Here is a 2,168-nt window from a genome sequence, read left to right on the forward strand (position 1 = left end):
GGGCCGGCCTCGCGTCGCCGGCCCTGGTGCGCCTCCTGCAGCGCGGTCTCGAGCACGGACGGCAGGCGCGCGGCCAGACGGTCGTCAACGCCGGCACGGGCCCGGGCCTCGTGGCGGCGGGACTCCTGGCGTCCGCCGTGCTGCCCGACTGGCGACTCGCGTGGTGGGCGGCCGTCGGGGGAGCGATCGTCGCGGCCGGGGCCGTCCTCGTGCTCGACCACCGCGGCTCCGTGGCTCGACCGAGCGACGCGACGGGTGCCACGACCTCGGTCGGGCGCGACCTCCTGCCTCCGCCGTCGTGGTTCGTCGACCACCGGTGGGTGCTGGTCGCGGCGCTGCTCGCCGGTGCCGCCTCGGCCGGGGTCTGGAACTTCGGGCGCACGTTGCTGGTCGACGCCGGGGTGGCGGCCGAGCTGTCGGTCGGGGCCTGGGTCTGCCTCGGCGCGGGCGGCACCGCCGTCATCGCCACCGCCCGACCGCTGGCGCGCCTGGCCCCCGGGACGGTCTGGACGCTCACGCTGGTCGCGATGGCGGCGGGCACGGCCGGGTTGGCGACCCTGCCGGGCGTCGTGCCGGTGGCGTTCGTGGCCTGCGCGGCCTTCGGCTGGGCCTACACGGCGGCGACGGGTGCGCTGATCGCCTGGACGGCCGAGATCGACGCCGAGCGGGCCGCGAGCGGGACGGCCCTGCTCTTCGTGCTGTTGGTGCTGGGCCAGGCCGTGGGGGCCGTCGTCCTGGGCGCGCTCGTCGGGACCGGCGGCTACGGCGTGGCCCTCGCCGTGGCAGCCCTCGGCGCCCTCCTCGCGGCGCTCCCGGGCCTCGTGGGCTGGGGAATGCATCGTGCAACGGGGGCGTTGTCTCACGAGCGCCCCCGCCCGAGGGCGCGTCACCGTTCGGAAGGACCACCCTTGGACCTCTTCTCTCCCGCCACCTTCGGCCAGCTCGAGCTGCGCAACCGCGTCGTCATGGCGCCCCTCACCCGTCTCCGCTCCGGCGACGACGGCGTTCCGGGCGACGTCGTGGTGGAGCACTACCGTCAGCGCGCCTCCTTCGGTCTGATCACGACCGAGGGCACCTGGCCCTCGCAGGAGTCCAAGGCCTACGACGGTCAGCCCGGCATCGTCACCGACGAGCAGGTCGCCGGCTGGAAGCGCGTCGCCGAGGCCGTCCACGCCGAGGGCGGCCAGATCGTCATGCAGGTCATGCACGGTGGCCGCGTCTCGCACACCGACATCACGCGCACCGACCGCATCGTCGCCCCCAGCGCGATCGCCATCGACGGCCAGGTGCACACCGCCACCGGCAAGGTCGACTTCCCCGTGCCGCACGCCCTCACGACCGACGAGGTCCACCAGGTCACGGCCGACATCGTCGCCGCGTCGAAGCGCGCCGTGCTCGAGGCCGGGCTCGACGGCGTCGAGATCCACAGCGCCAATGGCTACCTGCTGCACGAGTTCCTCTCGCCCGTCTCGAACGTCCGCACCGACGAGTACGGCGGAACCCCCGAGAACCGCGCCCGCCTCGCGATCGAGACCGCGACCGCCGTGGCCGAGGCGATCGGTGCCGGCCGCGTCGGCATCCGGCTGTCGCCCATGCACAACATCCAGGACGTCGTCGAGACCGACGTCGCCGACGTGACGGCCGTCTACCGTGCGCTCGTCGAGGGCCTCGCGCCGCTCGGCCTCGCCTACCTCAGCGTGCTGCAGGCCGACCTGCGCGGCGAGCTCGTCCAGGACCTCCGCACGCGCTTCGGTGGTGCCTTCATCGTCAACAGCGGCTTCGGTCAGATCACCACGCGCGACGAGGCCATCGCCGAGGTCGCCGACGGCCAGGCCGACGCCGTGGCCGTGGGCCGTTTCGCCATCGCCAACCCCGACCTGGTCGAGCGGTGGCAGGGTGACCACGAGGTCAACGAGCCGAACCCCGCCACGTTCTACGCCGAGGGTGCCGAGGGCTACACGGACTACCCGACGCTGGAGCACGCCGCGCGCTAGTCCGGCGCCCGCACCGCGGACCCCGTCCCGGGCGACCCACCACGTCCTCCCGTGGTCGGTCGCCCGGGGCGGGGTCCGTCGTCGTTCGGCCGGCCCGTGCGGCCGACCCGCGCGGCCGGTCCGTGCGGCCGGTCCGCGCGGCCGCCGGCGCACGGCGAGCCGAGGAGGCGCGGG

General features: G+C 75.1%; 1 protein-coding gene. It reads left to right on the plus strand.

The window, feature by feature from the left end; translation table 11 throughout:
* Positions 1 to 965: 965 nt before the first annotated feature.
* Entirely contained in the window at positions 966 to 1,994 is a 1,029-nt protein-coding gene (locus IFT36_RS15835) for an alkene reductase (RefSeq protein WP_233568559.1), read from the plus strand.
* Positions 1,995 to 2,168: the final 174 nt, after the last annotated feature.

It is taken from the genome of Frigoribacterium sp. CFBP 13605 (assembly GCF_014839405.1).
Classification (GTDB): domain Bacteria; phylum Actinomycetota; class Actinomycetes; order Actinomycetales; family Microbacteriaceae; genus Frigoribacterium.

Excerpts from the sequence above, each read along its gene's own strand:
- IFT36_RS15835 (WP_233568559.1), top strand. The coding sequence starts at position 966 with ATGGCGCCCCTCACCCGTCTCCGCTCCGGCGACGACGGCGTTCCGGGC.